The following is a 26,975-nucleotide window of genomic DNA, read 5'->3' as shown; positions in this document are numbered from 1 at the left end:
AACGTTATTAGCGACATTGAGTAATGTCGCATTTTCTTTGTCCCGTTAAAAAAGGAACAGACAAGTGAATGAATAAGGAAAATGATAGAAAAGATAGAAATGAAGTTGGAGGATTTACAATGAATGAACAAGTAATTAATGTTATCGGAGCAGGTCTTGCTGGAAGTGAAGCGGCTTGGCAAATCGCAAAGCGCGGTTTGAAAGTCCGTCTTTATGAGATGAGACCAGTGAAGCAAACACCTGCTCATCATACGGACAAATTTGCTGAATTAGTATGTAGTAATTCACTGCGTGCAAATACATTAACAAATGCAGTGGGTGTTTTAAAAGAAGAAATGCGATTATTAGACTCTGTAATTATTCGTTCAGCAGACGAGTGTGCGGTTCCAGCAGGTGGAGCACTGGCTGTTGATCGTCACGAATTTGCCGCTCGTGTGACGGAAAGTGTTAAAAACCATCCGAACGTAACGGTTGTTAATGAAGAGATTACGGAAATTCCACAAGGGCCAACTGTTATTGCAACAGGTCCGTTAACGTCAAAAGATTTATCAGAACAGCTGCGCGCGTTAACAAGTGAAGATTATTTATATTTTTACGATGCGGCTGCACCTATTATTGAAAAAGACAGCATTGATATGGATAAAGTATATCTTAAATCTCGCTATGACAAAGGGGAAGCTGCCTATTTAAACTGTCCGATGACAAAAGAAGAATTCCAGCGTTTTCATGAAGCATTAATCAATGCAGAGACGGTTCCTTTAAAAGAATTTGAGAAAGAAATTTATTTTGAAGGATGTATGCCAATTGAAGTAATGGCCTCACGCGGAGAAAAAACAATGCTCTTTGGACCCATGAAACCAGTTGGGTTAGAAGATCCGAAAACAGGAAAGCGACCTTATGCAGTTGTTCAGCTTCGTCAAGATGATGCAGCAGGTACACTATATAATATCGTAGGTTTCCAAACACACTTAAAATGGGGAGCACAAAAAGAAGTATTAAGCTTAATCCCAGGTTTAGAAAATGCAGAAGTAGTACGCTACGGAGTTATGCATAGAAATACGTTTATTAATTCTCCTAAATTGTTAAAGCCTACGTATCAATATCGTGAGCGTGATGATTTATTCTTTGCTGGACAAATGACGGGAGTAGAAGGATATGTAGAATCAGCTGCGAGCGGATTAATGGCAGGAATGAACGCAGCTCGACTTGTGCTTGGTGAAGAATTGGTTGTATTGCCGCAGGAAACGGCGATTGGCAGTATGGCTCACTATATCACACATACAAACGCAAAAAATTTCCAGCCGATGAATGCCAACTTTGGCTTATTCAAAGAATTGGAAGTGCGAATCAAAAACAAACAAGAACGAAATGAAACGCTTGCTAAACGAGCATTGGAAACTATTCAGAATTTTACAACAAAATAATCAAAATTGTTTGCAAGGGCTACTTAATTGTGATAATATTTAGTAGCCCTTGTGAGGTGATAACATTGGAATTTGTTAAAGATGTATTAAATTCCTTTCTAGAATATTTACAAATTGAGAAAAACTATTCAAAATATACAGTTGACTGCTATGAAAAAGACATAGGTATCTTCATGTCTTTTATGCAGGAAGAGCAAATACAAAACCTACAAAGTGTTACATATGCTGATGCAAGGCTGTTTTTAACACGCCTATATGAAAAGCAGTATTCAAAAAGATCGATGTCACGCAAAATTTCTTGTTTGAGAACGTTTTATCGTTACTTAAATAGAGAAGAATTAGTAGAAGATAATCCATTTGCGCTCGTTACCCTTCCTAAAAAGGAGGAGCGAAATCCTCGCTTCCTGTATGAAGAGGAGATTGTGAAATTATTTCAAATGAATGACTTAACAACTCCGTTAGGGCAGCGTAATCAGTCTCTATTAGAATTGCTGTATGCCACCGGAATACGAGTGAGTGAATGCGCATCTATTAAGCTTAGCGATATAGATTTTTCACTTCAAACTTTGCTCGTATATGGCAAAGGGAAAAAACAACGGTACGTGCCATTTGGCTGTTATGCCAAGGACGCTCTTAGAGTATATATAGATAATGGAAGAAAGCTTCTTTTAAAAAAGGCTCCTTCTGATACTCATTCGCTCTTTTTAAATTATAAGGGGACACCGTTGACAGACCGAGGCATACGCTTAGTCATTGATCAGTTAGTAAAGAAGACCGCTGAGAATATACATATTAGTCCACACGTTTTGCGGCATACTTTTGCGACTCATATGTTAAATGAAGGGGCAGATTTACGTACAGTTCAAGAAATGCTAGGTCATGAACATTTATCAACCACTCAAATATACACACATGTGACGAAGGATCGTTTAAAGGCAGTTTATATGAATCACCATCCTCGCGCATAAAAGGAGGAGTTAATTTGTCTACTTTCCATGCTACTACGATTTTTGCGGTTCAGCATAACGGTCAATGTGCCATGTCTGGGGACGGACAAGTAACGTTCGGAAATGCTGTTGTTATGAAACATACTGCTCGAAAAGTAAGACGTTTATTTCAAGGGCAAGTTCTTGCCGGCTTTGCAGGTTCAGTAGCTGATGCATTCACTCTTTTTGAATTATTTGAAACGAAGCTTGAAGAGTATAACGGAAATCTTCAGCGTGCAGCCGTTGAGCTTGCTAAACAATGGAGAAGTGACAAAGTATTGCGAAAGTTAGAAGCAATGCTTATTGTTATGAACAAAGATAACTTACTGTTAGTATCAGGAACGGGTGAAGTTATTGAACCGGACGACGGCATTTTAGCAATTGGATCAGGCGGAAATTATGCTTTATCAGCGGGACGTGCATTAAAACAACATGCAGGCGAACATTTAACAGCTAAAGAAATTGCAAAAGCAGCTTTAGATGTAGCAAGTGAGATATGTGTTTATACAAATGATCATATTATTGTAGAAGAACTGTAGGAAAGGGGATTTTTTTATGAATTCTCATTTAACACCTCGACAAATTGTAGAAAAGCTCGATCAGTATATTATTGGTCAAACGAAGGCAAAGAAAGCGGTCGCTGTTGCGCTGCGAAATCGCTATCGACGCGGTCTGTTAGACGAATCTTTACGTGATGAAGTTGTGCCGAAAAACATTTTAATGATTGGTCCTACAGGTGTGGGTAAAACCGAGATTGCACGCCGCTTAGCTAAGCTTGTCGGTGCACCTTTTATTAAGGTTGAGGCAACAAAATTTACGGAAGTTGGATATGTAGGACGCGATGTAGAATCAATGGTTCGTGATTTAGTGGAAACGTCAGTTCGACTTGTGAAAGAAGAAAAAATGAACGGCGTGCGTGATCGCGCAGAAGAAAATGCAAACAAGCGGATAGTAGAGCTTCTTGTTCCAAGTAAAAAGAAGCAGCAATCGTTTAAAAATCCGTTTGAAATGATTTTTTCAAACGGTACACAGTCAAGCGATGCGGATCCTGATCAAGATGAGGAAACGAATATTGCAACGAAGCGCAAGCAGATTGCTCATCAGCTTGCTTTAGGAGAGCTTGAAAATCATTATGTCACAATTGAAGTAGAAGAGCAACAGCCTTCTATGTTTGATATGTTACAAGGTTCGGGTATGGAACAAATGGGCATGAACATGCAGGATGCCTTAAGCAATTTTATGCCTAAAAAACAAAAAAAGCGCAAACTTACTGTTAAAGATGCACGAAAAGTATTAACAAATGAAGAAGCGCAAAAATTGATTGATATGGATGAAGTGACGCAAGAAGCTGTGAATCGTGCAGAACAATACGGAATTATTTTCATTGACGAAATTGATAAAATTGCTCAGAAAAGTGGTAATTCATCTTCCGCTGATGTTTCACGTGAAGGCGTACAGCGAGATATTTTACCAATTGTAGAAGGGTCAACGATTGTTACAAAATATGGCGCAGTCAAAACTGATCATGTTTTATTTGTAGCAGCCGGTGCTTTCCATGTATCAAAACCGTCGGATTTAATTCCAGAATTGCAAGGTCGATTCCCAATTCGCGTTGAATTAACGAAGCTAACCGTTGAAGATTTTATAAACATTTTAGTAGAGCCAGATAATGCGTTATTAAAGCAATATGCGGCATTATTGGAAACTGAAGGTATACAAATTGAATTTTCTGACGATGCTATACGTAAGATTGCAGAAATTGCATATCAGGTAAATCAAGATACAGACAATATTGGTGCAAGAAGGCTTCATACGATTTTAGAACGTTTGCTAGAGGATTTATCGTTTGAAGCACCAGAAGTAACATTAGAGAAAATTGTGATTACTCCACAGTACGTGGAAGAAAAATTAGAAAAAATCGCTAAAAACAAAGATTTGAGTCAATTTATTTTATAGAACTGAAATCGCAGGAGGAAGAGTACTAATGGATTTATTAGGGAAAACTAGAAAGATTAATGCAATGCTACAAAAAGCAGCTGGTAAACCAGTAAACTTTAAAGAAATGGCTGAAACACTTTGCGAAGTGATCGAATCAAACGTATTCGTAGTAAGCCGTCGCGGTAAATTATTAGGAATCGCTGTTAAACAGCAAATTGAGAATGCGCGCATGAAAGATATGTTAGAAGCACGCCAGTTCCCAGAAGAATATACTCAAAGCTTATTTAACATTCAAGAAACATCTTCTAACTTAAACATTGAAAGTCAATATACAGCTTTCCCAGTTGAAAATAAAGACTTATTTGATGCAGGACTAACAACAATCGTTCCAATTATCGGAGGCGGAGAGCGTCTAGGTACGCTTGTATTATCTCGTTTAGACCGTCAGTTCGAAGACGATGATTTAATCCTTGCTGAATACGGTGCAACGGTAGTAGGTATGGAAATTCTTCGTGAAAAAGCAGAAGAAATTGAAGAAGAAGCACGTAGCAAAGCTGTTGTACAAATGGCAATTAGCTCATTATCATACAGTGAGTTAGAAGCTATTGAGCACATCTTTGAAGAGTTAAATGGAAATGAAGGACTATTAGTAGCAAGTAAAATTGCTGACCGCGTTGGAATTACACGTTCAGTAATCGTAAATGCGCTACGTAAATTAGAAAGTGCTGGCGTTATCGAATCACGTTCTTTAGGAATGAAAGGAACTTACATTAAAGTTCTTAACAACAAATTCTTAGTAGAGCTTGAAAAATTAAAATCTAACTAAGTTTATGAACAAAAAAGCACACGGGCTTTGCCCGTGTGCTTTTTTGTATGCTCTCAGTACAAAAAGATTCGCTGTGGGTTAAGACGATTCGTTCACTATTTTTATAAATCTTTAACAAAGTTCATATAAAAATCTAAAAATTATATTATAGAATCTTTAAATAGTAAAAAGATACTAGTTGATTACAAATCGTTACTTTTATTACATATTGTTCAGGACTTATGGTATATATTTTGATTTTAAATTAAAAAAATAGAGCTAAAGTATAGCATTGATGTTAAAATATGCTTGGAAAACGAATGAAAATTTTGGTTTATAGTCCAAAAGTTCTTAAAAAAGGATAGACATTGCATGAAGTTTTTCTTACAATAAGTTCTATGGTACTAAAGTCGAAATTTGTCTCATTTTGAGAAAAATAGAATAGATAAGCAGGTGTAAGAAGTGAGTTTGTTTTCAACTACTTTTCAAACAATTGAAAATGGAATTAGCTACGCGTCACAAAAGCAGCAGACGATTGCACAAAATATTGCAAATGTTGATACTCCAAATTATAAATCGAAAACCGTATCGCGTACGAGTGAATTCCGAGATTTATTACATAACGAGTTAGAAGCATATCAGACTGATTCAAAACATATCCCATTTTCCGGTTCATCCCAGCGAGTGATTACCCAGCAAGGAAACACTTCCTATCAAGCAAATGGAAACAATGTGGATATGGATAAAGAGATGGCGGATATGGCTGAAAATCAAATTTACTATGAGGCGCTAGTAGATCGTTTAAATGGAAAATTTAATTCTCTTCAAACAGTCATTAGAGGAGGTAAATAAGTTTGACTATTTTTCAAAATATGAATATTACATCTTCAGCTTTAACTGCCAATCGTTTAAGGATGGACGTTGTTTCATCTAATATGGCGAATGCTGAAACGACAAGAGGGACGTACGTTAATGGTGAGTGGCAGCCTTACAAAAGAAAAATGGTTGTCATGCAGTCTGATCGTTCGCCTTCTTTTTCGTCCGTCTTACACTCCGAAATCAATAAAAATCAAAACAATGGTGTAAAAGTCACAGATATCGTAGAAGATAATACTCCTTTTAATTTAGTATATAACCCGACGCATCCAGATGCGAATGACCAAGGGTACGTGCAGATGCCGAACGTAGATCCTTTAAAGGAAATGACGGATTTAATTAGTGCTACTCGATCTTATGAAGCAAACGTGACGGTCTTTAATACAAACAAAAGTATATTAACAAAGGCATTAGAAATTGGGAAATAAAGGAGCGATAAAATGATTAATGGTATCAGCAATCAAATAGCCATAGCAAAAACAGCAACTTCTACTACCACTGGACAAACAACTCAACAGTTTTCAACGTTTTTAAAAGACTCAATCAATGAGTTAAACAATACTCAACGCGCTTCGGATATAGCGACTGAAAAGCTTGCTAAAGGAGAAAACGTCGAACTCCAAGATGTAATGATTACTGCTCAAAAAGCAAGTATTACGATGCAAACGGCTCTTGAAATACGCAATAAAGCTGTTGAAGCCTATCAGGAAATGATGAGAATGCAAATGTAATTGAGCGGTTATTAAAGAAAATGAAAATAGTAATAACCGGAGGAATACCATGAATGAAAGAATAGCTCTTTATCGAGATAAGATGAAAGTCTTTTGGAATAACCGCAAAAAAGGACAAAAAATAGCCCTTATCGCTGCTCCTCTTGCGGCTGTTCTAGTCATTAGTTTAGCATCTGTTTTTTTAAACAAGGATAAATTTGTCCCTCTTTATAGCAATCTATCGGCTCAAGAAACAGGACAAATCAAAGCAGAGCTTGATGCTAGAAGCGTTCCTTCAGAAATCTCTGATAACGGAACAACCATTTCGGTACCTGAACAAAGCGTTGACTCGCTAAAAGTTGATTTAGCTGCACAGGGAATTCCTGATAGCGGAAGTATCGACTATTCGTTTTTTGGGAAAAATGCGAGCTTTGGTATGACAGATAATGAATTTAATGTGTTAAAACTCGATGCGATGCAAACTGAATTGGCTAACTTAATGAAAAACATTCAAGGAGTCAATGATGCAAAAGTGATGATTACCCTTCCCAATGAAAGCGTCTGGGCGAATGAAAAGCAGGGAGAAGCATCAGCATCGATTGTGCTTAATACAAAGGCTGGTTATAAATTTGATGATCAGCAAATTAAATCTCTTTATCATTTAGTATCCAAAAGTGTGCCAAACCTTCCTACAGATAATATTGTCATCATGAACCAATATTTTGAGTACTTTGATTTAAAAGGTAACGAAACGAATTCAGCTTCTAGCTCATTTGCTTCGCAGAACGAAGCGAAAAAAGAAGTTGAGCGAGATATTCAGCGTCAAGTACAGCAAATGCTAGGAAGACTGGTCGGTCAAGACAAAGTAATGGTCTCTGTTACAGCAGATCTTGATTTTACACAGGAAAATCGCGAAGAAAAGCTAGTAGAGCCTGTTGATAAAGATAATATGCAAGGAATTGCCGTTAGCGCTGAAAAAATTAATGAAACATTTTCTGGTAAAAACGCTCAAGATGGAGGCGTTGCTGGAACAGGAGAAGAAGATACAACAAATTACTCATCTAGTACAACAAGTGGAGACGGAGACTACGAAAAAAACGAAGAACGAATTAATTATGAAGTGAATAGAATTCATAAAGAAATCGTCGAAAGTCCATACAAAATTCAAGATCTTGGCATTCAAGTAATGATAGATCCGTCCAATGCAAAAGGGAAATCACAAGTTTCCGATACGCTTGAGTCAGACGTTCAAAAAATGTTAGGTACAATTGTCCGTACTTCTATTTCAAAAGACGCAAATACGAAAGCCCTCTCGGATAACGCGGTCAGCGATAAGATTACCGTTTCCGTTCAGCCGTTTAATGGACAAGAAACAGCTGACAACACAGCAAGTTCGATTCCATTGTGGATGTATATAACCGGAGGAGCACTGCTGCTTATTATTGTTGTTCTTATTGTGCTGTTGGTTAGGAAAAGACGTCAAGACTTTGATGAAGAGGAATATGATGAAGAGTACGAGGAAACTTTTGAAGCATATGAAGCGGCACAAAAAGCTCCTGTTTTAAGTGCTGAACAGCAAACAAAAAGCAATCTTGAAACGTTAGCGAAGCAAGACCCGGAAGAGTTTGCAAAACTGCTGCGAACATGGATTAGTGAGGATTAGGAGGAAAGCTAATGGTAAAGGCTATGCAAAAAAATGAGTTAACTGGAAAGCAAAAAGCAGCAATTTTGTTGATTTCTCTCGGTCCGGATGTATCAGCTTCTATCTATAAACATCTCAGTGAAGATGAAATTGAGCAACTAACGCTTGAAATTTCTTCAGTGAGAAAAGTAGAGCCGTCTCTAAAAGAAGCTGTGCTTCATGAGTTTGAACAAATAACGCTTGCTCAAAACTACCTTGAAAAAGGAGGAGTAAGCTATGCGAAACAGGTGTTAGAAAAAGCACTTGGACCAGAGCAGGCTATGATGATTATCAATCGATTAACTTCTTCTTTGCAAGTTCGTCCGTTTGATTTTGCCAGAAAAGCTGATCCTATGCAGCTGTTAAATTTCATTCAGCATGAGCATCCTCAGACGATTGCCCTTATTTTATCTTACTTAGAGCCGCCGCAGGCAGGACAAATCTTATCATCACTGCCTCAGGAAAGGCAAGCGGATATTGCAAGACGGATTGCCACGATGGGAAGTACGTCTCCCGAAGTCATTAATGAAGTGGAGCAAATTTTAGAGAGAAAGCTTTCTGCTACTGTTACCCAAGACTATACCCAAACAGGTGGTTTAGAAGCAGTAGTTGAAGTATTAAATGGAGTAGACCGAGCGACTGAAAAAATTATTATTGATACGCTTGAAATTCAAGATCCGGCATTAGCAGAAGAAATCAAACAGCGAATGTTTGTATTTGAGGATATCGTAACGCTCGATAACCGTTCTATTCAGCGTGTGATACGAGATGTAGAAAATGATGATTTATTGTTGAGCTTAAAAGTAGCAAGTGAAGAAGTGAAATCTATTATTTTTAAAAATATGTCTAGCCGTATGGTGGAAACGTTTAAAGAAGAAATGGAATTTATGGGTCCTGTGCGTTTGAAAGATGTAGAGGAAGCTCAGTCACGTATCGTTGCTGCAATTAGACGTTTAGAAGATGCTGGTGAAATTGTACTAGCTCGAGGTGGAGGAGACGATATTATTGTCTAATATCATTAAATCAACTTATACGAACAAACTTTCAGACGAAAATGCGAAGCACATTCAAGTCATTCCGTTTGGTTTTCCGATACAAGATGAGCCCACAGAAGAGCATCTTCAGCAAGAAAATGCACAGCATGTTATTAAACAAGCGCACAGTGAAGCTGAAATAATAAAGGCCGAGGCAGACGCTTACCGAAAACAAGTTCAAAACGAAATTGAACGTTTGAAAAAGCAGTGGGAAGAAGAGAAGGTGCTGCTGTTTCAACAAGAACAAAAGCGAGGCTATGAAGAAGGATACGAAGAAGGGCTACTTCAAGGAAAACAAGAGTATGAGCATGTATTAGCCATGTCGCGAAACATTGTTGACGAAACAAAGAATCAGTACTACGAATATATAAATCAATCTGAAGAAATCATCTTTGAATTAGGTTTCACCCTAGCTGAAACGATTTTAAATGAGCAGCTTCAAAGAGATGAATCATTTTTATCACTTGTTGCAAGGTCTTTAAAAGAAGTTAGAGAACATAAAGAAATCCAGCTTTTTGTTTCTCCGAAAAAATATGCATATGTATGTGAACATAAACGAGAACTGTTCGATTTGTTGAACGGAGAAACCGGGCTATTTATTTATGCAGATGAAAATCTTCAGGAAATGGATTGTGTCATCGACTCCTCTTATGGGCGTCTTGTTGCTTCTTTTGATAGTCAGTTAACGGAAATGAAGAAAAAATTAAAAGAACGTTTGTTAGAGGAGAGTAAACATGAAAGTCGCACAACTCATTCATGAAATCCCGCGCATATCTTCTTTTAAACGGTACGGGAAAGTCAGCCGAGTAGTAGGAATGATGATTGAATCTAAAGGACCTAGAACGTCAATAGGAGATGTTTGCTTTATTCATCTTAGTGAACGAGGAGATAAAATTCGTGCAGAAGTTGTTGGTTTTAACGGTGAGCACGTCGTTTTAATGCCTTATACATCTGTTCGATATATCGGACCTGGCTGCCTAGTGGAAACGACAGAAAAACCTCTGCAGGTAAGCGTGGGAAAAGAGTTAATAGGTCAAGTGCTTGATTCGCTAGGGAACCCTTTAGACGGGTCTGAACTTTCTCAATATCTGCCGTTTGTTTTAACCGACCAAGACCCGCCTAACCCCTTAGAGCGCCCGCCTATTGAACAGCCAATTGAAGTAGGGGTACGAACGATTGATAGTTTGCTAACAGTAGGTCAAGGGCAGCGCATCGGTATTTTTGCAGGAAGCGGTGTTGGGAAAAGTACGCTGCTCGGGATGATTGCACGCAATACAAAAGCAGATATCAATGTCATTGCCCTTGTAGGCGAGCGAGGAAGAGAAGTTAGAGAGTTTATTGAGCGAGATCTTGGAGAGGAAGGGTTAAAGCGCTCCGTTGTAGTAGTTGCTACCTCGGATCAGCCTGCTCTGCTTCGAATGAAAGCAGCATATACAGCTACTTCTATTGCTGAATACTTTCGAGATGAGGGGCTGAGCGTCATGATGATGATGGATTCTGTTACCCGTGTAGCAATGGCTCAAAGAGAAATTGGATTAGCCGTAGGTGAACCTCCGACTACCAAAGGTTATACACCATCTGTTTTTGCTAGCTTGCCAAGGCTGCTTGAACGTACAGGAACTAATCAACATGGATCTATTACTGCTTTTTACACTGTATTAGTAGACGGTGATGATATGAACGAACCTATTTCGGATACGGTGCGAGGCATTATAGACGGACATATTGTACTAGACCGGGAGCTGGCCAATAAAGGTCAATATCCGGCCATCAATGTCTTAAAAAGCGTTAGTCGCGTGATGAACCATATCGTAAGTGAACGGCACAAAGAAGCAGCTGAAAAACTGCGTTCATTAATGGCTACCTATGCTAATTCTGAAGACTTAATTAACATAGGTGCCTATAAAAGAGGATCTTCTGCTTACATTGATGAGGCCATCCACTATCATCCTGTCATTGATGCATTTTTAAAGCAAAAAACGAACGAACATCCATCATTTGAAACAAGTGTAACAAAGCTCTGTGAACTGTTTGTGAAAGGTGAGTAAATATGGCATATGAATTTAGGTTATCTAAAATAATGGCAATCAAGTCAAATGAAAAGGATGAACTGCTATCTCAATATAATCAATCCTTGCAGCAGTTTGAAACAGCGGGTAAAAAGCTTTATAAAAAGCTAAAAGAAAAAGAAACGCTGATTGAACAGCATACGGGCAAAATGAAGCAAGGGCTTTCTATTTTAGAAATTACATCGTTTCAGCAGTTTTTAACAAGTGCCGAACGAGTGATTGAAAGGCTGCAACAAGAGGTCATGTTTGCAAGACAGCAAATGAACTTAAAGAAACTGAAGCTAGAAGAAAAGAACATAGAAGTAAAGAAGTATGAAAAGTTAAAAAAGAGAGACTACGATTCTTATATAACCGCGGAAAAACAGTTAGAAGCGAAGCAAATGGATGAGCTGTCGCTACAGCAGTATATGCTGCATAGGAATTAGGTGGAAAACATGGCTAATCAAAAAGAGTTAAGAGAAGAGTACGAAGAAGAAAAGTCTTACAGTAAAAGCCAAGTGTTTTTATTTTTAATCTTTATTCCAGCGGTGTTCCTCATCTTGGCGGCTTATATTGTTCTGACGCTTTTAGGCGTTAATGTAAATGATAAAGTTTCAGGTATTACACACGCCATTCCGTTTGTATCAAGTGAACAGTCGCAAAAAAATGAAAATATTCAAGAAAGCAATGAAGAAATACAAAAGCAGGTTGAGAGCCTTCAAAAGAAGCTGAGCACGAAAGAAAAGCAAATCGCAGCTTATGAGAAAACGATCGCTACAAAAGATCGTCAAATGGATGAACTAAAAATTGAAATGCGCGATATGGAAGAAAAAGCCGATGATGAAGCGAAAAAACAAAAGAACAATCAGCTGGAAAAAAAAGATGTCATTGCAACTTATGAAAATATGTCTCCTAAAAATGCAGCGCTCATCTTTGCCGAATTAAAAGAAGACAAAGCGGTCGCGATGCTTAAGCAGTTCAAAGCGAGTACAAGAACGGCAATCTTAGAAAAAATGGATCCGAAAGTAGCTGCACGCTATACGACATTGTTAACAGATCAGATTGAGGAATAAAAGCAGAGGTGAAAACAGTGGAAATTTCACTACGTCCAGCAGCTGCATCAAAGGTAAACTGCGATGAAAAAGTAGCTGCTAGTAAGACTCAGGGTTTTTTGGAAGAAATCGTTCAGCAGCTTAAGCAGCTAGATGCGCAGTCTTTAGCGCGCGGGGAGAAATTATCCGATGAACATGCGGTAGATGGAGACGTCTTCAAGGCGGTCGGATTAATGGCGATTCAGTTAAGCGAAGCAGAAGATGAAGAAGATGAACCGTCTGTCTTGTACGAACATCTAGCTGAGATGATCAGTAGTATTCCAAGTAGTCTAGATTTGGAACAGCCGCTTCTAAAGCTGCAGCACGTGTTAACAGACATGCAGCGGGCACCTGTTTCATCTGAAACAGACAGTCAAGAACAATATTTGTCTTCTATTTCTACCTTGTTGACCATTTGTAAAAATACATCATCTGCGTTTCAAACGGAGTTCGCTCAGCTCATGGAAGAACTACAAAAACCGCAGCTGCAGTCAGTGACCCTTTCGAATTCGCAGCTTGAGGGTTTGCGGAAAGCTGCTGCTGAAAAAATAGAGAAAATTCATAAACAACCACGTGTATTAACCGATACCTTACATGAAAAGCGCTCAGCTGGTTTCTTCGCCGTTGTTCATGCGGCCCCAAAAAGTTCTGTAAGAGATATGGACGCTGTTCATAAAGAGGAAAAAGTGCCATTTTTGAATCAGCTTCCATGGAAAAAAGATGTGGTTTTACGTAACGAAAGTATGGATAGGGATAGTTCAAAAAAAGATAGTGAAATTTCTTTCACTGCTAGCACGGCCGGGGCGACGTTAGAAAATCATCCATCATCTTTCAGATCTAAAGAAGTACCCAAGATCCAAGAGTTTTCTATTGATCTAGGGAAAGTAAAATCTGATCATCAACAGTCTGACAATCTGTTAAATGNTCCACAGGTAGGACTCGAACCTACGACCGATCGGTTAACAGCCGATAGCTCTACCACTGAGCTACTGTGGAACAATATAACATTTACTAGCGACATTAAAAATTTAACATGTTTCTAGCCTAAAGTCAATATATTATTTTAAAACAGCGTATAAAAAATAGGCAATCATCAGCAGTTGAATAAATCCTTTTGAAATAGCGCCACTAAAAAAGCCAATAACCGAACCTACTCCAATTTTTACTGCGTTGCTAATTGTGGTCCGATGAACAATCAGTTCTCCTACAATCGCTCCGATAAACGGCCCTAAAATAATTCCAAATCCCGGAATGACAAACGGACCTACAAGCAGCCCAACTGTACTTCCCCAAACACCTGCTCTAGTGCCTCCGAATTTTTTCACACCAATAATATTAGCTATATAGTCTGCTAAAAAAAGTGCGACAACTAACAATCCTTGTATCACCCAAAATAACCAGCTATAGGAGCTGAAATCATAAAATAAACCGTATATAACAAATCCTAGAGCTACAAATAGCACGCTTGGGATGATGGGATAAACCAACCCAACAAACGATACAACAAAGCTAACGATAATTAATGCCCAACATAAAATAGCCACGTTCGCACCTATCCTTTTTAGTATTACTATTTATCATACAATAACTACACCTATAAAGAAAGACCTTGCTTAAGCAAGGTCTTTCTTTATGTTACCTGTGAATAGGTCTTTGCATAACGATCGCCCAGTACCGCTTCCGCAATATTAACCGCATGATCCCCGACCCGTTCTAAGTTGCTAATAATATCGACAAAAACAATAGCAGCAGATCCTGTACAAATGTTTTCATTCAGACGTAAAATGTGCTTCTTACGAAGTAGACGCTCCATCGCATCAATCTGTTCTTCTTTTTGAATGACTTGTACTGCTTTTTCTCTATCCACTTTTTCTAAAGAAGAGACAGCTTCTTTAACTGTTAGAATAGTCAATTCGAACATATCAGCTAAATCGTTATTAGCTTCTTTGGTCATCTTTACTTTGTTCGTAATTTGATAATCAACAAGCTCAATAATGTTCTCAAAATGATCGCCAATACGCTCAATATCTCGTGCTGTATCTAGAAGAACCGAATGTTCCTCACTTTCTGCTTCTGACATTGAAGAGCGGGATAACAGCACTAAATAATCAGTAATTTTTTTATCCAGATTATTAATCGCATTTTCAATTTGCATAGTAGCATCAGCATGTTGAGGCTGACGTGTTTTTAAATAGCCGTTTGCCTCTTCCAACCCAAGCGTCGCAAACTCTCCCATACGAATCAGCTCTGCCTTTGCCTGACCAAGAGCAATTGAAGAGGACTGCTCAATAAAAATCGGATCAAGATGCTTAGGCTTAAAGTCTATAACAGCATCTTCTCCAGGAATTAGTTTTGTCACAATTAAAGCAAGCAGACCGATCAACGGGAACTGGATAATTGTATTGGTTGTGTTAAAAATACCATGAGCAAACGCAATCGTCATTTCAGGATTCAAATCCATTGCTACTTTCAAATATTCCACAAAACGAGTAAATAGAGGCAAGATAATCAAAAAGATTGTTGTACCAATTAAGTTAAACATGACATGCGTTAAAGCAGCCCTTCTTGCAGCTACACTTGCCCCGATTGAAGCTAAAATGGCAGTAATAGTTGTGCCAATATTATCTCCAAACAGTACAGGCAGCGCTGCCTGTATATCAATAGCGCCCTGTCCAAAAAGTTCTTGTAGAATGCCAATAGTAGCGCTAGAACTTTGAACAATTACCGTAAATAAAGTGCCAATTACGACTCCTAAAATAGGATTATCGCTCATGCTTACAGTTAAATCTTGAAATTGTTGAAGGGACCTAAGCGGCTTCATTCCACTTCCCATAAGCTCTAAACCAAAGAAGAGCATGCCAAAACCAAAAGCGATCTGGCCAAAGTTTTGAACTGCCTTACTTTTAAAGAAAAAGAGTAAAATAGCTCCCACTGCGAGAATAGGAAGAGCGTAGCTCGAAATGTCAATTCCGATTATAAAAGCTGTAACTGTCGTACCGATATTTGCTCCCATAATAACGCCTATAGCTTGGCGCAAAGTCATAAAACCAGCACTTACTAAGCCTACCGTAATAACAGTAGTTCCTGAGCTGCTCTGAATAAGAACAGTAACTAGGATACCTGCTAGAACTCCCATAAACGGATTAGTAGTAAATCTGTCTAAAATATCACGTAATTTGTCTCCTGCTGACTTTTGCAATCCATCTCCCATGAACTTAATTCCAAATAAAAAGATTCCCAGTCCGCCGATAAACTCAAAAATCATTTTTTGAACATCTAGTTCCAAATATCTCAGCTCCTTGATTTTTTTCTAACGACATAAATAAGTCCCTACCATTATTAATGAAGTTTGAAAGTACTGTAAACGGCTTTCCCTTAATGTTTACAATAACTTAACAGTATATTTACATTGTAATTGGAAACGATTTCTAGAACCTATTGTAAACCTTGAATTCTCGCTATAAAATAAGAGATAGTTAGAATTTTTAATATAAGGAGGCTTTACAATGAGCATGCTGAAAAAGATGGCATGGAGTTTTACTTCCTTCAAAAAAATAAGGTCGCTTCGCTTTGAGCATACGAATAAAACAATTGGCTTTGTGCTGTTTTTAACATTTATTTCTTTGCTGCCTACATTTTTCTTTATGACTTTGACGATTGTAAACGGCTATCATATTGCTACTACAGATCTTCCGAAATCTGTTTCTTCTTTTTCTATTTCAAACTCACAGCTTACGTCAAATCAACCTTTCACAAAAAAAGTAAACGGTACCGCTTTTATCTTAAACCCCTCACAGTCTATTGAACGATTTCATTCCCCTGCTCATGCCATTGGTTTTTTAAAGGATGGAATTTACATCACGACTAATTCACAAACACAAACGTATTCATATGAGTTGCTAAACTGGCACCATAAAGATAAAAATGAACTGTTAAACTTGCTGCACGAACAAAAATTTTCTTTATACATACTTGTCCCTATCGCTATGCTTTTACTGTACGTATTAACATCTGGACTAAACTTCCTTTCTATTACCTGCCTTGCTTATCTTGGAAAACTGATTGGACTCATTGCTAAAAAGCAGCTTCCTTTCAAGCAGCTATGGGCACTGAGCGCTTATAGTACGGTAGCCTTCACGCTGCTTTATACGCTTTTTGAAGCTTTTTCTTTGTCTCTAGCACTACATAGCTCTCTTTACTGGATAGGAACATTCTTCATTTACTTGTTGCTCGTCACAAGGGTTCCTATAAGAAAAAAGGTAAAACCTAATAAAGATGCTGGGACAAACGTATTTTAGTTGAAGGAGAATCCAAACGAGGAATCTAGATTCTTGACAGAGAATCCACCTCTTTTGGATTTTTTTATTGATATGGTGAACACAGGTTTCATGTATGCGGCTGCTTCTAGCTGGTGATTGGAGTGATTTAGTTAAGTCTCAGCCTCTTTATTTCGGTACAACTTTTCTTCTTCCCATTGCAGAAGAAAGAATTTTCAACTGATACAAAACCCACAAACCTCCTGCTGTGAGCAGAATAAAGCTGTAAACAAACATCAGCCTTTCAGTATGCATCCACACTTCAAAAACAACAGGTCCCAACGCTACTCCTAAAAATCTCACCGTTCCATAAATGGATACAATAAACCCTCTTTCTTCGTCTGAAGCCGCTGAAGTAATCATCATATTAATACACGGAAGAACAAATCCTAAGCCGCCAAAGGCGACTGTCAAACAAAACATCAGCACAGGAAGCGTATAAATAATCGTTAATACTCCAAACATCAGGAATAAAAAAATTATCCCTACTATCATTAATTTTTTCATGAGCTCTACATCTGTTTTGATGCGTTGACCGGTCCAATAAGAAACGAGCGTCATCGCACCAAGAGGAAATAAAAAAGCGGTTCCTTTAAAAAAACCGTCTATATGATACGTTTCCTCTATTAGAAAAGATAAATAATATAAAATGCCAAATAATAAAAACAACCCCAATCCCCCGACAAAGAATAAAGGAAAAAGCGATTTTCTTTTATCATAGACAATTCCAATGGCTCTCTTTAAATATTCTTGAACAGATACTGAATCCGAACCTGTTTTCCCTTCTCTCACATACATCACTATACCTACTAAAGCAGCACCTGCAGCTAAAGGATAGACAAAAAACGCGGCATACCATACGACGAGTGCTGCCGATGCTCCAATTATCGGTGCAACCACTTTTCCAACTCCGTTATACACTTCTAAAATCCCGAGGACTTTTGCTCTTTTTTCCCCTGCAAATACATCTCCAGTTAATGCCATTGCCAACGTTGTAGTACCTGCAGCTCCAATCCCTTGAATGACTCTGCCTGCTATCAACACAGCAAAGTTTCCAGAAGAGAATGAAGCACTACTAGCAGCGATGACACTACCTATTATCATCATGATGAGTGAATATATGATTAACTTTTTACGCCCATACCGGTCTGATAAAATCCCTACAGCAGGAATACACAATGCGGCTGGAATTGAAAATGCACTCAGTATCAAACTGGTTTGAACTCCGCTTAAGTGAAGTGACTTTTGAATGCTTGGCAGCAGAGGAATGAGCATGGAATTTCCCAGCACCATGATTAAAGGCAATAAGCCTAATGAAACAATCATTAATTTTTCTTTCAATTTTCGTTCTCCAATCATATTTAAGTAAGACAAGCATAGGCTTTACACATAAGCAAAAGAATGAAGGAGGAGCATAATGAAAAAGCTATGTGCATTAGCCGCTTTCGCTTTTATCGGATATATTTGTCACTACGACATTAAATACGGGACCATTCCCACTGCTACTGAAGCAGTTCAAGTCAGCAAAGCGCAGCCTGCAGAAACAAAAGCCGCCAGCTCTTCTTCCACCTATACAAAAATAAAAATTAAGCCAGGCGATACAGTTTTGTCCGTCATTGAGGAGCTTACAAAAAAATCGATACCGGTTTCTATGAACCAAATGATTACAGACTTCAAAAAGTTAAATAACGGTACAGCGCCTGAGGATATTCAAATTGGAAAAACGTATAAGTTCCCTATTTACAAGTAATGACAGCATTCTTCTTGTCAAGATGGGATAGTCATTGTTAAAATAGCTAAGGTAGTACTTTCTACTAGTTATTTTGTTCATAAAGAGTTATTCTATTAATGAATTCAAATTCTTGATTTCATTTTGAAGGAGAGATTATCACGTGAGTGAAATTATACATCGTACAAAAACACGCCCGGTTAAAGTTGGAGATTTAACAATCGGAGGCAGCAACGAGTTAGTTATTCAAAGTATGACAACCACTAAGACACATGATGTTGAAGCAACGGTTGCAGAAATTAAACGTTTAGAAGAAGCAGGATGCCAAGTTGTTCGTGTTGCTTGTCCAGACGAGCGCGCAGCAGATGCAATCCCTGAAATTAAAAAACGCATTAACATTCCATTAGTTGTGGATATTCATTTTGACTACCGCTTAGCATTAAAAGCAATTGAAGGTGGAGCGGATAAAATCCGTATCAACCCTGGTAATATCGGTCGCCGTGAAAAAGTGGAAGCTGTTGTAAATGCTGCAAAAGCTAAAAATATTCCAATTCGTATTGGAGTTAACGCTGGTTCACTTGAAAAACGTATTTTAGACAAATACGGCTATCCGACAGCAGATGGCATGGTAGAAAGTGCACTTCATCACATTAAAATTTTAGAAGACCTTGATTTCCATGACATCATCGTTTCAATGAAAGCATCGGATGTTAACTTGGCAATTGAAGCTTATGAAAAAGCTGCTCAAGCATTTGACTACCCTCTTCACTTAGGAATTACAGAATCGGGTACATTATTTGCAGGAACTGTAAAAAGTGCAGCAGGTCTTGGCGCTATTTTATCTAAAGGAATCGGAAATACATTACGTATTTCTTTAAGTGCGGATCCTGTAGAAGAAGTAAAAGTTGCGCGCGAATTGCTAAAATCATTCGGTTTAGCTTCCAATGCCGCAACGCTTATTTCTTGCCCAACTTGTGGACGTATTGAAATTGATTTAATTAGCATTGCTAATGAAGTTGAAGAGTATATTTCAACTGTAAAAGCACCGATTAAAGTAGCGGTACTTGGCTGCGCTGTAAACGGTCCTGGTGAAGCTCGTGAAGCTGATATCGGGATTGCGGGAGCACGCGGTGAAGGTCTACTATTCCGCAAAGGCGAAATCGTACGCAAAGTTCCTGAAGAAACAATGGTTGAGGAACTAAAAAAAGAAATTGATAAAATTGCTGCTGAATATCACGCAAAGCAAGAAGCTGAAAAAGCTGCAGCTAAATCATAACTAAAAAAAGCGAGGCGCATATGCGCCTCGCTTTTTTTTATGAAAAGAACGGTAATATAAACGTACCGACAATAATCGATACAACTCCGATCCCTATTGCCCATGCTCCTAGCGTAAGTGCTCCTTTTCTGCGTGCGATAAACCCTAGAATAATCCCAGCGGCACCAAGAATAATTGGTAAAAAGAATAGTGAAAGAATCGAAAGCACGAGTGCGAAACGACCGTATCCCGTTCCTTCTCCTCGTCCAGCGACTTCATGATTGCGATTGCGATCAATATCTATAACTTCACGCTCTGCATGAGGCTCTCCTACTCGGTAAGGAACGCCCACTTCAGCTGCAGTTTCTTCCATGAAATCAGCTTCATATACATCTTTTCTACGCCTTTGTTCTTCATTCTCCATGCTTAATCCCTCGCTTTCGTAAATAAGGAGCATTTATAGTATCTGAATGCGAGGAAAAATTATAAGTGTTAATCTTATACAGCCGCTCACTCTCTTACAAGAAATAGGTACAGACGCAATCACCAGGCCGTGCAGTGATCATTACGTTTTGCCAAAGGCGTATAAAAAGTATTACTGTTTCTCTTTGGGCTTTATGTTACACTAGACAAGAATAATCAAGCACCTAAGTAGAATAAACGTATTAAAGGAGTGCACGTAGTTGACGAAAAAGTTTGGAATTGACATTGATGGAACTGTTACTTCTCCTGAAACTTTTGTTCCTCATTTAAATAAAGCCTTTAACTTAAATTTAACACTTGAAGACATTACAGAATATGATTTCAGCCCTTTTGTAAATGTATCACCTGCTGAACTCGGGAAATGGTTTAAAGCAAATGAACGCTCTATTTACGAAACCTCTCCACTTGCAGACGATGCAAAAGCTGTTTTGCAAAAATGGCATCAAAAGCACGAATTATTCTTTATCAGTGCAAGGCACGATAAGCTATTGGACGTCACGGAAGAATGGTTTCAAAAAAATGAACTATCGTTTCATCACATTGAGTTAGTCGGTTCTCATTTTAAAGTTGAGACAGCAAAACGATATGATGTTGATATCTTTTTTGAAGACAAACATGATAATGCTTGTGAAATCAGTGAAGAATGCAATATCCCCGTTATCTTATTTGATACTCCTTATAATCGCTTACCTGTTCCAAAAGGAGTGGTTCGCGTATACAATTGGCTAGAAGCAGATCAGTGGGTAGCCAGCTGGTTAAAAGAACAGCAAAAATAAAAAAGAGAGGTGCATAACGCCCTCTCTTTTTTATTGATTACATTCTATACATTGACCGTAAATTTCAAATTTATGGCCTGTAATATTGTACCCTCGCAAATCCTCGTCTACATACTCCATCGGACAAGCTTCAATTTCTTTTGTTTTTCCACAATCTAAACAAATGAAGTGGTGATGATGATGGGCGGTCGCACATTTAAATCGAAAGTGCTTTTCGCTCGAAAGCTCCGTCATTTCAAGTACACCTAACTCCACAAACAATGATAAATTACGGTAAATTGTATCAAAACTCAGGCCAGGATAATCGGGCTTCATGTACTCTAATACATCTTTTGCCGTTAAGTACTTATTTGATTTTGAAAACAAGGCAAGCATTTCTTCACGCTTTCCTGTATGTTTATATCCTTGATCTTTTAATAAATGAATGGCTTCAGTTAAATTCATTTTTGTTTCCCCTTCCGTCCTTTATTAATCATAATAGATATGATTAAAATAACAACAGCAATGACAACAATTGTACCGCCTGGTGCTAAATCCAAGTAGTACGCTGAAAATAATCCGCCTAAAACAGATATTTCACCAAAAATCACCGAAAGCAGAATCGTTTGTTTAAAGCCTCTAGCTAAGCGAATGCTTGCTGCTACAGGAAGAGTCATAAGAGATGAAACTAATAAGATACCGACGATACGCATTGATACAGCAATGACAAGAGCAACCATCACAATAAATAAAAAGTGCATCCACTTTGATTTAATCCCAGAAGCAGAAGCGTGCTCCTCGTCAAAAGATAAAATAAACAATTCTTTATATAAGAAAAAGACAATAGCTATAACAAATACGGCTATGACAACAACTGTCCAAAGATCCGAACGACTCACCGCACTTACGCTTCCAAACAAATAATTCATTAAATCATTATTAAAACCGTCCGCTAGCGAGATACAAATTGCACTAATACCAATTCCGCCCGATAAAATAATCGGAATGGCCAGCTCTTGGTAATGCTTGTAGACGCTTCGAAGTTTTTCAATAAAAAGAGCGCCTGTAACGGAAGATACCATCCCTAAATAGACGGGGTTCACTCCTTGCATAAACCCTATTTTCTGACTAAGAAGCAAGCTCGCAGAAATCCCCGCTAGCGTCACGTGACTTAACGCGTCTGCAATTAAAGAAAGACGTCTTACTACGATGAACGTGCCCAATAAAGGAGCTAAGACGCCAATAATCATACCGGTTAAAAATGCATTTCGTAAAAACTCAAATTGAAATAAACTGCTTATCATACGTGCTGCCCTCCATGATGATGATCATGGGTTAACACATGAACATTATGACCATAAAACATAGATACATCATGTTCACAAAGCTGTTCGAATTCTTTGGCATTCCCATGAAAGTGTAGAAATTTATTTAAACAAGCAACGTGGGTTACTTTTTCTGAGACAGTGCCAATATCGTGAGTAACAAGCACAAGCGTAATGCCTTTTTCTTTATTTAACTTTTCAAGAAGCTCATAAAAAGTGTACACATTTTGTGCATCCACTCCGACTGTTGGCTCATCTAAAATTAACAGCTCGGGTTCGCTTACCAGCGCGCGCGCAATAAAAATTCGCTGCTGCTGGCCACCGGATAGTTCTCCTATGTTTCGATTTAAAAATTCGCTCATCCCCACTGCTTCTACCGCTTCTTTCACTTTTTGTTTATGAGAAGCATTCATAAAGCGAAACAAACCTAATTTTGAAGTAAGACCCGTGGAAACCACTTCAAAAACGGTAGCAGGAAAGCCGCTGTTGAAACTATTCGCTTTTTGCGATACATATCCAATTTTACTTCGTTCTTTAAACCTTCTCTGATCTTTTCCAAATAAACGAATTGCACCTTGAGATGGTTTTTGCAAACCAAGCAAACATTTGATTAGCGTTGATTTCCCAGAGCCATTTGGACCAACGAGACCCAAAAAAGCTCCTTTTGGAATTGAAAAACTTATATCTTCTAATACATTCACTCCATCATATTGAAATGATAAATGATCAATTTCAATGATATCAGGTGTATTCATATGCGCCTCACCATTCTTTTTTTATATTTCTCCATACAAAAGAGGGCACGGTTTCTATCGTATACTCCGTTACCCATTTACTTTCTCAGAATCATTACGATTTAGTCATTAATGTAGTATACAGGATTGTCTTTTATTTGTAAACTAAGCCGTTTCACTCCTTCGCTTTCTTGCCTCCGTAAGTTCATCCGGCTCGAAATGTTGTTTTATTACACAATATAGTCACATCTTTCTTTTTTATTCATAAACTGTATATGACGAGGAGGTAATCATATGAAAATTGTACAGCAGATTGTCAATAAGAAAGTAAACAACATTACCCCGAAAGAGCTTTTAAAGTATAGCAAACAATACAACATCCCCATTACAGATCAGCAGGCACACACACTTGTATCCGTCATTAGACAGCAGCCCGTAAATATTTATAACCTTGAAGAGCGCCGAAATTTAATCAAACAAATTGCTCAAGTTACAGATCGTGAAACTGCCAGACGAGTGAACGAATTATTTCAGCAGTTGATGTAAAAGAAGAGGTCATGTCTATAGACATGACCTCTTTCAATCACATATGAAATTACATAAGCTTTTGTTTTAGCTCTGAATCAAAGCTTTGTGCACGAATCATATCAATTTCCAACTGATATGGTGCTTTTTTATTCTTCTTATCTTCTCCTACATAAGGAGTTTCTAGAATTTTAGGAACTTCTTTAAACGCTGGGTGATGAACAATATAATTCAGTGCACCAAATCCAATTTCACCAAACCCAATGTTTTCATGGCGGTCTTTTCGAGCACCGCGTACATTTTTACTATCATTGATGTGAAGCACTTTAATTCGCTGTATTCCTACGGTTTTGTCAAATTCATTTAATACACCGTCAAAGTCTTGAACGATATCATAACCAGCGTCATGAACGTGACATGTGTCAAAACAAACAGAGAGCTTTTCATTGTGCGTCACGCCATCAATAATTTGGGCAATTTCTTCAAAGCTTCTTCCACACTCTGTTCCTTTTCCAGCCATTGTCTCAAGCGCAATTTGAACTTCTTGATCAGCTGTCAACACTTCGTTTAGACCTTTGATAATTTGCTGAATACCGGCATCTGCTCCAGCGCCCACGTGAGCTCCTGGGTGAAGAACAATTTGCTTTGCGCCAAGAGCATGGGTGCGCTGAATTTCAGACGTTAAGAAATCTACTCCAAGCTCAAATGTTTCGGGCTTTGTTGTATTTCCTAGATTAATGATATAGGGAGCATGTACAACAATATCTGTCATTCCATGCTCTTTCATATGCAAAAGACCAGCTTCAATATTAAGCTCTTCAATCTTTTTGCGACGAGTATTTTGTGGAGCGCCTGTATAGATCATAAACGTATTTGCTCCGTAAGAAGCTGCCTCTTCACTTGCTCCTAAAAGCATCTTTTTGCCGCTCATTGATACGTGAGAACCAATTTTCAACATTACTTTTTACACCTCTAACCTATTGCGATTAACGATTGTTGCGTCTTTCACTACGCTTTTTCTTTTGCACATACTTTGTAATTTCACGAGCACGTTTTTTCTTGTAGCCAGGCTTTACTTTCTTCGGCTTTTGAATAAAGCGATGTGCCTCTTCTCCCACTTCATCCGCTTTCTTCACACGCTTTTTACGGCGGTTACGGTCATCGATGGAAACCCATTCTTGCTTTTGAAGATCTTTGTTTACAAACTCGATTCCCATTTTCTCTAGCTTATTTACTGCATCTTCATCTTCCACATCGAAGATTGTAGCAGCAATTCCAGAATGACCGGCACGAGCTGTACGTCCTACGCGGTGAATGTAGAAATCTAGATCTGAAGGAAGCTCAAAGTTAATGACGTGTGAAATTCCTTCAATATCAATACCGCGAGCTGCTAAATCTGTCGCTACTACGTATTGAAATTCTAAATTATTAATTTGCTTCATCATTTTCTTACGGTCACGAGGAGATAAGTCTCCGTGAATCCTTCCTACTTTTAATCCTTTAGACAGTAGGTCATCTGCTACTTCGTCCGCCATTTTCTTTGTATTTGTAAAGACGATAGCTAAATAAGGATTATACGAAATAAGCATATCATGCAGCAGCTTAAACTTGTTACGATGACGCAGTGGAACTAATACATGCTCTAATTTAGCTGCTGCTGCTTGCTTCGGCGAAACATGCGTAAATTTTGGATTTTCCATGTATTTTTTTAAGAATGGCTTTAATTTTTCAGGAATAGTTGCTGAAAAAACAAGCATCTGTAATTTTTCAGGCATATTGCTTGCCAAACGGTCCACATCTTCTAAAAATCCCATATCAAGCATTAAATCAGCTTCGTCTACTACTAACGCCTTTGTTGTATACACAACTAACGCTTTTTCATTTACTAAATCAAACAAACGAGCCGGTGTTCCTACAACAACTTGAGGCTGCTTCTTTAATTTGTCGATTGTACGCTGCTTATCTGTACCGCCGATAAAACATTTTGCTGAAATTTCTTCTCCTTCAGCACTGTGTTTTGTTAGCTTTAATACTTCTTGATAAATTTGAGAAGCAAGCTCACGAGTTGGAGCGGTGATTACAACTTGTACTTCTTCTTTTTTAGGGTCTACCTTTTCAAGTAAAGGCAATAAATAAGCGTGTGTTTTGCCGGTCCCTGTTTGCGACTGACCAATTACGCTTTCCCCTTTCAAAACGGAAGGAATTAAGCGCTCCTGAATCTCTGTAGGCTGATAAAAACCTAATTGTTTAATTGCTTCTATTAAAAATGGTTGAAACTCAAAACGTTCAAAGTTTGTTTTTTCCATAATAGTCTCCTTTTTTACATTCACGTTCATCTTTTAAGGCACAATATATGATTATAATCGATTTTTCCTTCTGTGACTACTTATCATTCATATTACTAAAACTTATTACCTGTTTCAAAAACATTTTATCGCGAGTTGCATACGATAGTAAAAGAAAATCTACTTTATTAAAGGAGGTGCGTCCTTTGCTACAGCGAAGACCACCATTTCCACCCGGTATGCAAAGAAGAATGATGCCAGGAATGCCACCACAAAACGGCTTTGGGCAACAACCTGGTAACTTTGGCCAATTTAATCCATTACAGCAGTTTCGTAACTTTGCCCAGCAAACAAATGCTCAACAATCATTTTACCCGAATCAGCAAGGCCTGAACCGTGGAGGAGGTAACTTCTTAACTCGCCTATTCCGAAGAGGCGGAAATAGAAACATACCATTTCAACAAGCGGCTGCAGCTGCTCCTCGAGGTTCTTTGTTTTCTGGCCTTTCAGGAGCCCAAGGTGCTGCAGGAGCGACTAACTCTTCTTCCCTGCTTGGAGGTTTGCAAGGATTAACGAACCCTGCTAACTTGAGCTCCATGATGGGGAATGTTCAGCGAGTACTAAAAGCAGCGGAAACGATGGGACCTATGATTCAACAATACGGACCTCTTGTCAAAAATGCTCCTTCTCTGTGGAAAATCTATCAGGCCTTGCGCTCAAGTGATGACACAGATGAAGTACTCGAAGCAGAAGGAACAGAGGTTTCTGAAACTGATGAAAGCAAAGACAGTAAGGTTTTATCGGCAGGCGCAGAAAGCACGGATTCATCCGATGATGAGCTGGATTTCTTTGAAGAAGAAATTGAACATTCATCCAGAGATCGGGTGTCTAAACCAAAACTTTATATTTGATAAATCTGCTGATTCCTTAAGGAAATACCGTGAGCAAAAAAAGAATATCTTTGTATTCTTCCTT

30 protein-coding genes and 1 tRNA gene are annotated in these 26,975 nt (G+C 38.3%); 20 read left to right on the top strand and 11 right to left on the bottom strand.

All coding sequences use genetic code 11. The features are described 5' to 3' along the window. Window positions 1-119 precede the first annotated feature (119 nt). The 14 genes from trmFO to ACFX4W_RS09440 all read left to right on the top strand — a co-directional run bounded on the left by trmFO (window position 120) and on the right by ACFX4W_RS09440 (window position 12,575). Window positions 120-1,424 carry an FADH(2)-oxidizing methylenetetrahydrofolate--tRNA-(uracil(54)-C(5))-methyltransferase TrmFO gene (trmFO, locus tag ACFX4W_RS09505; RefSeq protein ID WP_028410805.1) on the top strand — a complete coding sequence of 435 codons (1,305 nt, stop codon included), beginning with the start codon at window positions 120-122 and terminating at the stop codon, window positions 1,422-1,424. A gap of 65 nt (window positions 1,425-1,489) precedes the next feature. Next, the gene (xerC, locus tag ACFX4W_RS09500; protein WP_014458427.1) at window positions 1,490-2,392 is read left to right on the top strand and encodes a tyrosine recombinase XerC; all 903 of its coding nucleotides are present in this window, start codon (window positions 1,490-1,492) and stop codon (window positions 2,390-2,392) included. 14 nt (window positions 2,393-2,406) lie between these two features. Continuing rightward, window positions 2,407-2,949, top strand: a complete 543-nt coding sequence (gene hslV, locus ACFX4W_RS09495; RefSeq protein ID WP_013058884.1) for an ATP-dependent protease subunit HslV — start codon at window positions 2,407-2,409, stop codon at window positions 2,947-2,949. A gap of 16 nt (window positions 2,950-2,965) precedes the next feature. After that, complete coding sequence (gene hslU, locus ACFX4W_RS09490) at window positions 2,966-4,366, top strand: ATP-dependent protease ATPase subunit HslU (protein ID WP_013084801.1); 1,401 nt, start codon at window positions 2,966-2,968, stop codon at window positions 4,364-4,366. A gap of 28 nt (window positions 4,367-4,394) precedes the next feature. Next, window positions 4,395-5,174, top strand: a complete 780-nt coding sequence (gene codY, locus ACFX4W_RS09485) for a GTP-sensing pleiotropic transcriptional regulator CodY (protein ID WP_013058882.1) — start codon at window positions 4,395-4,397, stop codon at window positions 5,172-5,174. A gap of 441 nt (window positions 5,175-5,615) precedes the next feature. Beyond that, window positions 5,616-6,005, top strand: coding sequence for a flagellar basal body rod protein FlgB (gene flgB, locus ACFX4W_RS09480; protein ID WP_043976473.1), 390 nt, complete (start codon window positions 5,616-5,618; stop codon window positions 6,003-6,005). A gap of 2 nt (window positions 6,006-6,007) precedes the next feature. Beyond that, window positions 6,008-6,457: a flagellar basal body rod protein FlgC gene (flgC, locus tag ACFX4W_RS09475; protein WP_013084799.1), complete on the top strand. Its 450-nt coding sequence runs from the start codon at window positions 6,008-6,010 to the stop codon at window positions 6,455-6,457. 12 nt (window positions 6,458-6,469) lie between these two features. Next, the gene (fliE, locus tag ACFX4W_RS09470) at window positions 6,470-6,760 is read left to right on the top strand and encodes a flagellar hook-basal body complex protein FliE (RefSeq protein ID WP_043976475.1); all 291 of its coding nucleotides are present in this window, start codon (window positions 6,470-6,472) and stop codon (window positions 6,758-6,760) included. 49 nt (window positions 6,761-6,809) lie between these two features. Further along, window positions 6,810-8,402 carry a flagellar basal-body MS-ring/collar protein FliF gene (gene fliF / locus ACFX4W_RS09465; RefSeq protein WP_043976477.1) on the top strand — a complete coding sequence of 531 codons (1,593 nt, stop codon included), beginning with the start codon at window positions 6,810-6,812 and terminating at the stop codon, window positions 8,400-8,402. 11 nt (window positions 8,403-8,413) lie between these two features. Beyond that, entirely contained in the window at window positions 8,414-9,433 is a 1,020-nt protein-coding gene (gene fliG, locus ACFX4W_RS09460) for a flagellar motor switch protein FliG (protein ID WP_025750326.1), read from the top strand. After that, window positions 9,426-10,214: a flagellar assembly protein FliH gene (gene fliH, locus ACFX4W_RS09455; protein ID WP_043976479.1), complete on the top strand. Its 789-nt coding sequence runs from the start codon at window positions 9,426-9,428 to the stop codon at window positions 10,212-10,214. Before fliG ends, fliH begins: the two co-directional genes overlap by 8 nt. Then, window positions 10,189-11,502, top strand: coding sequence for a flagellar protein export ATPase FliI (gene fliI, locus ACFX4W_RS09450; RefSeq protein WP_043976481.1), 1,314 nt, complete (start codon window positions 10,189-10,191; stop codon window positions 11,500-11,502). The genes fliH and fliI overlap by 26 nt, the downstream gene beginning before the upstream one ends. Before the next feature lie 2 nt (window positions 11,503-11,504). After that, on the top strand, window positions 11,505-11,948 hold the full coding sequence (gene fliJ / locus ACFX4W_RS09445) for a flagellar export protein FliJ (protein ID WP_043976483.1): 444 nt from the start codon (window positions 11,505-11,507) through the stop codon (window positions 11,946-11,948). A 9-nt stretch (window positions 11,949-11,957) separates the two neighbouring features. Continuing rightward, a complete protein-coding gene (locus ACFX4W_RS09440; RefSeq protein WP_043976484.1) occupies window positions 11,958-12,575 on the top strand; it encodes a MotE family protein in 618 nt (205 codons plus the stop codon). Between the two features lie 220 nt (window positions 12,576-12,795). Here the strand turns inward: ACFX4W_RS09440 and ACFX4W_RS09435 are convergent, their stop codons facing one another. The 4 genes from ACFX4W_RS09435 to ACFX4W_RS09420 all read right to left on the bottom strand — a co-directional run bounded on the left by ACFX4W_RS09435 (window position 12,796) and on the right by ACFX4W_RS09420 (window position 15,879). Then, on the bottom strand, window positions 12,796-12,933 hold the full coding sequence (locus ACFX4W_RS09435) for a hypothetical protein (protein WP_377559363.1): 138 nt from the start codon (window positions 12,931-12,933) through the stop codon (window positions 12,796-12,798). Window positions 12,934-13,518: 585 nt separating this feature from the next. Beyond that, window positions 13,519-13,589 (bottom strand) — tRNA-Asn (locus ACFX4W_RS09430). A gap of 62 nt (window positions 13,590-13,651) precedes the next feature. Then, a complete protein-coding gene (locus ACFX4W_RS09425) occupies window positions 13,652-14,137 on the bottom strand; it encodes a DUF456 domain-containing protein (protein WP_043976211.1) in 486 nt (161 codons plus the stop codon). A gap of 86 nt (window positions 14,138-14,223) precedes the next feature. Further along, window positions 14,224-15,879 carry a Na/Pi cotransporter family protein gene (locus tag ACFX4W_RS09420; RefSeq protein ID WP_080781555.1) on the bottom strand — a complete coding sequence of 552 codons (1,656 nt, stop codon included), beginning with the start codon at window positions 15,877-15,879 and terminating at the stop codon, window positions 14,224-14,226. 220 nt (window positions 15,880-16,099) lie between these two features. Between ACFX4W_RS09420 and ACFX4W_RS09415 the strand changes: the two genes are divergently transcribed. After that, the gene (locus ACFX4W_RS09415) at window positions 16,100-16,891 is read left to right on the top strand and encodes a DUF1189 domain-containing protein (RefSeq protein ID WP_237074129.1); all 792 of its coding nucleotides are present in this window, start codon (window positions 16,100-16,102) and stop codon (window positions 16,889-16,891) included. A 147-nt stretch (window positions 16,892-17,038) separates the two neighbouring features. Here ACFX4W_RS09415 and ACFX4W_RS09410 read toward each other — a convergent pair whose 3' ends face one another. Further along, on the bottom strand, window positions 17,039-18,250 hold the full coding sequence (locus tag ACFX4W_RS09410) for an MFS transporter (RefSeq protein WP_043976207.1): 1,212 nt from the start codon (window positions 18,248-18,250) through the stop codon (window positions 17,039-17,041). A gap of 76 nt (window positions 18,251-18,326) precedes the next feature. Between ACFX4W_RS09410 and ACFX4W_RS09405 the strand changes: the two genes are divergently transcribed. Both ACFX4W_RS09405 and ispG read left to right on the top strand, forming a co-directional pair. After that, on the top strand, window positions 18,327-18,659 hold the full coding sequence (locus ACFX4W_RS09405) for a hypothetical protein (protein WP_013059203.1): 333 nt from the start codon (window positions 18,327-18,329) through the stop codon (window positions 18,657-18,659). 151 nt (window positions 18,660-18,810) lie between these two features. Then, window positions 18,811-19,914: a flavodoxin-dependent (E)-4-hydroxy-3-methylbut-2-enyl-diphosphate synthase gene (gene ispG / locus ACFX4W_RS09400; RefSeq protein ID WP_201763664.1), complete on the top strand. Its 1,104-nt coding sequence runs from the start codon at window positions 18,811-18,813 to the stop codon at window positions 19,912-19,914. A 37-nt stretch (window positions 19,915-19,951) separates the two neighbouring features. On the opposite strand, the gene ACFX4W_RS09395 is transcribed toward ispG, so the two are convergent. Beyond that, window positions 19,952-20,317, bottom strand: a complete 366-nt coding sequence (locus tag ACFX4W_RS09395; RefSeq protein WP_013059205.1) for a G protein-coupled receptor family protein — start codon at window positions 20,315-20,317, stop codon at window positions 19,952-19,954. A 259-nt stretch (window positions 20,318-20,576) separates the two neighbouring features. Here ACFX4W_RS09395 and ACFX4W_RS09390 point away from each other — a divergent pair, with 259 nt between their 5' ends. Then, entirely contained in the window at window positions 20,577-21,152 is a 576-nt protein-coding gene (locus ACFX4W_RS09390) for a 5' nucleotidase, NT5C type (protein ID WP_013085038.1), read from the top strand. 30 nt (window positions 21,153-21,182) lie between these two features. Here the strand turns inward: ACFX4W_RS09390 and ACFX4W_RS09385 are convergent, their stop codons facing one another. From ACFX4W_RS09385 to ACFX4W_RS09375, 3 genes are read right to left on the bottom strand one after another with little or no spacing between them, the layout of a single operon-like run. Then, window positions 21,183-21,596 (bottom strand): Fur family transcriptional regulator, encoded by a 414-nt coding sequence (locus tag ACFX4W_RS09385; protein WP_013059207.1) that lies wholly within the window; start codon window positions 21,594-21,596, stop codon window positions 21,183-21,185. Further along, on the bottom strand, window positions 21,593-22,435 hold the full coding sequence (locus ACFX4W_RS09380; protein WP_013059208.1) for a metal ABC transporter permease: 843 nt from the start codon (window positions 22,433-22,435) through the stop codon (window positions 21,593-21,595). Before ACFX4W_RS09380 ends, ACFX4W_RS09385 begins: the two co-directional genes overlap by 4 nt. Next, on the bottom strand, window positions 22,432-23,211 hold the full coding sequence (locus ACFX4W_RS09375) for a metal ABC transporter ATP-binding protein (RefSeq protein ID WP_013059209.1): 780 nt from the start codon (window positions 23,209-23,211) through the stop codon (window positions 22,432-22,434). The genes ACFX4W_RS09380 and ACFX4W_RS09375 overlap by 4 nt, the downstream gene beginning before the upstream one ends. A 273-nt stretch (window positions 23,212-23,484) precedes the next feature. Here ACFX4W_RS09375 and ACFX4W_RS09370 point away from each other — a divergent pair, with 273 nt between their 5' ends. Next, window positions 23,485-23,736, top strand: coding sequence for a DUF2624 domain-containing protein (locus tag ACFX4W_RS09370; RefSeq protein ID WP_013059210.1), 252 nt, complete (start codon window positions 23,485-23,487; stop codon window positions 23,734-23,736). A gap of 49 nt (window positions 23,737-23,785) precedes the next feature. On the opposite strand, the gene ACFX4W_RS09365 is transcribed toward ACFX4W_RS09370, so the two are convergent. Beyond that, window positions 23,786-24,673 carry a deoxyribonuclease IV gene (locus ACFX4W_RS09365; protein ID WP_016765580.1) on the bottom strand — a complete coding sequence of 296 codons (888 nt, stop codon included), beginning with the start codon at window positions 24,671-24,673 and terminating at the stop codon, window positions 23,786-23,788. Between the two features lie 28 nt (window positions 24,674-24,701). Continuing rightward, window positions 24,702-26,021 (bottom strand): DEAD/DEAH box helicase, encoded by a 1,320-nt coding sequence (locus ACFX4W_RS09360; protein WP_013059212.1) that lies wholly within the window; start codon window positions 26,019-26,021, stop codon window positions 24,702-24,704. Between the two features lie 185 nt (window positions 26,022-26,206). Here ACFX4W_RS09360 and ACFX4W_RS09355 point away from each other — a divergent pair, with 185 nt between their 5' ends. Then, on the top strand, window positions 26,207-26,911 hold the full coding sequence (locus tag ACFX4W_RS09355) for a YqfQ family protein (protein ID WP_013059213.1): 705 nt from the start codon (window positions 26,207-26,209) through the stop codon (window positions 26,909-26,911). Window positions 26,912-26,975 lie beyond the last annotated feature (64 nt).

It is taken from the genome of Priestia sp. YIM B13489 (assembly GCF_042787645.1).
GTDB classification, from domain to species: Bacteria; Bacillota; Bacilli; order Bacillales; family Bacillaceae_H; genus Priestia; species Priestia megaterium.
The sequence above is the reverse complement of the archived record's forward strand: the minus strand, read 5'-3'. Positions and strand labels throughout refer to the sequence as shown.

What these genes read in the sequence shown, in the direction of transcription:
- ACFX4W_RS09440 (WP_043976484.1), top strand. Translation starts at nt 11,958, where the DNA reads ATGGCTAATCAAAAAGAGTTAAGAGAAGAGTACGAAGAAGAAAAGTCT.
- ACFX4W_RS09360 (WP_013059212.1), bottom strand. Translation starts at nt 26,021, where the DNA reads ATGGAAAAAACAAACTTTGAACGTTTTGAGTTTCAACCATTTTTAATA.
- fliF (WP_043976477.1), top strand. Translation starts at nt 6,810, where the DNA reads ATGAATGAAAGAATAGCTCTTTATCGAGATAAGATGAAAGTCTTTTGG.
- ACFX4W_RS09405 (WP_013059203.1), top strand. Translation starts at nt 18,327, where the DNA reads ATGAAAAAGCTATGTGCATTAGCCGCTTTCGCTTTTATCGGATATATT.
- ACFX4W_RS09435 (WP_377559363.1), bottom strand. Translation starts at nt 12,933, where the DNA reads ATGTCTGTTAACACGTGCTGCAGCTTTAGAAGCGGCTGTTCCAAATCT.
- ACFX4W_RS09375 (WP_013059209.1), bottom strand. Translation starts at nt 23,211, where the DNA reads ATGAATACACCTGATATCATTGAAATTGATCATTTATCATTTCAATAT.
- ACFX4W_RS09370 (WP_013059210.1), top strand. Translation starts at nt 23,485, where the DNA reads ATGAAAATTGTACAGCAGATTGTCAATAAGAAAGTAAACAACATTACC.
- ACFX4W_RS09380 (WP_013059208.1), bottom strand. Translation starts at nt 22,435, where the DNA reads ATGATAAGCAGTTTATTTCAATTTGAGTTTTTACGAAATGCATTTTTA.
- codY (WP_013058882.1), top strand. Translation starts at nt 4,395, where the DNA reads ATGGATTTATTAGGGAAAACTAGAAAGATTAATGCAATGCTACAAAAA.
- fliJ (WP_043976483.1), top strand. Translation starts at nt 11,505, where the DNA reads ATGGCATATGAATTTAGGTTATCTAAAATAATGGCAATCAAGTCAAAT.
- hslU (WP_013084801.1), top strand. Translation starts at nt 2,966, where the DNA reads ATGAATTCTCATTTAACACCTCGACAAATTGTAGAAAAGCTCGATCAG.
- fliG (WP_025750326.1), top strand. Translation starts at nt 8,414, where the DNA reads ATGGTAAAGGCTATGCAAAAAAATGAGTTAACTGGAAAGCAAAAAGCA.
- ACFX4W_RS09395 (WP_013059205.1), bottom strand. Translation starts at nt 20,317, where the DNA reads ATGGAGAATGAAGAACAAAGGCGTAGAAAAGATGTATATGAAGCTGAT.
- ACFX4W_RS09365 (WP_016765580.1), bottom strand. Translation starts at nt 24,673, where the DNA reads ATGTTGAAAATTGGTTCTCACGTATCAATGAGCGGCAAAAAGATGCTT.
- fliI (WP_043976481.1), top strand. Translation starts at nt 10,189, where the DNA reads ATGAAAGTCGCACAACTCATTCATGAAATCCCGCGCATATCTTCTTTT.
- ACFX4W_RS09385 (WP_013059207.1), bottom strand. Translation starts at nt 21,596, where the DNA reads ATGAATTTAACTGAAGCCATTCATTTATTAAAAGATCAAGGATATAAA.
- fliE (WP_043976475.1), top strand. Translation starts at nt 6,470, where the DNA reads ATGATTAATGGTATCAGCAATCAAATAGCCATAGCAAAAACAGCAACT.
- trmFO (WP_028410805.1), top strand. Translation starts at nt 120, where the DNA reads ATGAATGAACAAGTAATTAATGTTATCGGAGCAGGTCTTGCTGGAAGT.
- ACFX4W_RS09415 (WP_237074129.1), top strand. Translation starts at nt 16,100, where the DNA reads ATGAGCATGCTGAAAAAGATGGCATGGAGTTTTACTTCCTTCAAAAAA.